Below are 2361 nucleotides of genomic sequence, written 5' to 3' on the forward strand. Positions count from 1 at the left end.
GCAGCAGATGATGTCGGTCAGCAGGCCGATGTTTGGCGTGGCGAAACCGCCTTCACGCAACTCGCCCCACAGGGTGAACAACTGGCTCTGCTCGACATCGGCAAGAATGATGTTCTGCTCGTGGGAAGTGCGCAGTTGCCCGAAACTGTAGCGCTCGGCCAGATCGGCGACGGCGTCGAGTTGCTTGTCGGTGATGTCGCCAGGGGCAACGCCGGTCGGCTTCAACGACAGCGTCACAGCCACATAGCCGGGTTTCTTGTGCGCCAGGGTGTTGCGGCTGCGCCAGCGGGCGAAACCCGGATGCTCTTGGTCCAGATCGGCCAGTTGCGCAGTCTGGTTGTCGAGGGTTTTGTAGTCCGGGTCGACGAAATGCTTGGCGACGCGATGCAGCTCGGCTTCGGTCAGCGTGGTCTGGCCACCGCGCAGGTGCTCCATTTCCGCATCGACTTTCTGCGCGAACACTTCAGGCGTGAGCGCCTTGACGAGGATCTTGATCCGCGCCTTGTATTTGTTGTCGCGACGGCCGTAGCGGTTGTACACACGCAGGATGGCGTCGAGATAGCTCAGCAGGTCTTGCCAAGGCAGGAATTCATTGATGAATGCGCCCACCACCGGCGTACGCCCGAGGCCGCCGCCAACCAGCACGCGGAAACCCAGCTCGCCAGCAGCGTTGTAGACAGGTTCCAGGCCGATGTCGTGGACTTCAATGGCAGCACGGTCGCTGGTCGAGCCGTTGACGGCGATCTTGAATTTGCGCGGCAGGTAGGCGAATTCCGGGTGGAACGTGGTCCACTGGCGGACGATCTCGCACCATGGACGCGGGTCGATCACTTCATCAGCAGCGACACCGGCGAACTGGTCGGTGGTGACGTTGCGCAGGCAGTTACCGCTGGTCTGGATAGCATGCATCTGCACGGTCGCGAGTTCAGCGAGGATGTCCGGGATGTCTTCTACCGCCGGCCAGTTGAACTGCACGTTCTGCCGCGTACTGATGTGGGCATAGCCCTTGTCGTAGTCGCGGGCGATTTTGGCCATCATGCGCACCTGGCGCGAAGTGAGCTGGCCGTAAGGCACCGCCACGCGCAACATCGGCGCGAAGCGCTGGATGTACAGGCCATTTTGCAGGCGCAGGGGGCGGAATTCTTCTTCGCTCAGCTCACCTGCCAGATAGCGTCGGGTCTGATCACGGAACTGCTTGACGCGGTCCTCGATGATCCGCTGATCGTACTCGTCGTATACGTACATATAAGTCCTGTTCTCAGGCTTGGGCTACTCGGAAAACGCTGCGTTTTCGCTTGCTGGAGTCCGATGTTGCCTCTGCAATTCTGCGCGCACGGCCGCGCACTCCGTCACGGAGCCGGGGCAATATACCCGTTTGCAGTTATGCGCAAAAGTGATGTTTGAGTATATGTAAAGAACCAAATCGCCTAACGCGAATGCCGGTCATCTATTCCACATTTGTCGTGCGGACAATCATCGTCTTAACTGTGATCGAGTCTTTGTGCAATCACCGATAAAACCGACAAGAGGCGATGCAATGAGCAATCCGACCAAAGCCAGGAAAAGCGACAGCAGCGTCGACGCGTGGGCCATTTTGTTCCTGATCATTCTCGTTGTAGGAACAGCGGTCTTCTGGGTCAGCCATCAGTAAATCAGCGTTCCGGGCCTTTCTTCCAGGGCCCGGATAGCTCGAGTCGGTGCCCGGCCTGGCGCCATCACACCCCGGCCAGATACAACACCAGTTTGACGATGGCAAACAGCGTCAGGCCAAACACGGCTGTAAACAAAACGCCGAGAATCACGAAGTGGCTGGGTTTGCCGTGGGTAAAGTCCCTTTCCCGGTTCTTGCCGCTTTGCACGCCGAACGCCGCTGCCATGACGCTGTGCAGCATCTGCCAGAAACTCGGCGGTTTGTTGTCGACTGGATCGTCCATAAATCCCTCTGCGAAAAATCGTCCCCCGAAGCATAGTCAATCGCTGTGGTCACGGATGCCGCGTTACAACTTTTGCGCAAGGGATATAGCCATGTACCGCCGGACAGCGCGGCGTCAGTGATGTGCTGTCGCTCCATTTACAGGAGCGATGTATGTCCACCGATTCAGACGTTTCGACCGTAACCGAGCGCCCCCTCAAACCTGCGGCGTCCGAGAGCCTCCACGCACCTTGGCTCGAATCCGTGATGCCGCATTGGCTGATTCAGGCGCCGGTGCACAGGAAAACCGAGCTCAAGCAGGCGCAGACAGTGTTCCCGCGCTGGTACACGCAGGCGACGCCGGCCCAGCGTCAGGTGGTCAATACCAGCTACAGGATGAGTTTTATTGCTCAGACGAGGCTGGACCGCTCCATGTCCACCTTCAAAGA

Annotated in this window: 3 protein-coding genes; 1 reads left to right on the top strand and 2 read right to left on the bottom strand. The window is 58.8% G+C overall.

What is annotated here, in order from left to right:
* Both OQK_RS22945 and OQK_RS22950 read right to left on the bottom strand, forming a co-directional pair.
* The coding region (locus tag OQK_RS22945) for a nitrite/sulfite reductase (protein ID WP_038861593.1) at nt 1-1245 on the bottom strand (1245 nt) is incomplete at its 3' end.
* Nucleotides 1246-1715: 470 nt separating this feature from the next.
* On the bottom strand, nt 1716-1934 hold the full coding sequence (locus tag OQK_RS22950) for a DUF2970 domain-containing protein (RefSeq protein WP_016774481.1): 219 nt from the start codon (nt 1932-1934) through the stop codon (nt 1716-1718).
* Nucleotides 1935-2086: 152 nt separating this feature from the next.
* Between OQK_RS22950 and OQK_RS30595 the strand changes: the two genes are divergently transcribed.
* Nucleotides 2087-2361: hypothetical protein (locus OQK_RS30595; RefSeq protein WP_038861596.1), on the top strand; the 275-nt coding region annotated here is incomplete at its 3' end.

This window comes from Pseudomonas sp. R62, from assembly GCF_000257605.1.
Classification (GTDB): domain Bacteria; phylum Pseudomonadota; class Gammaproteobacteria; order Pseudomonadales; family Pseudomonadaceae; genus Aquipseudomonas; species Aquipseudomonas atacamensis.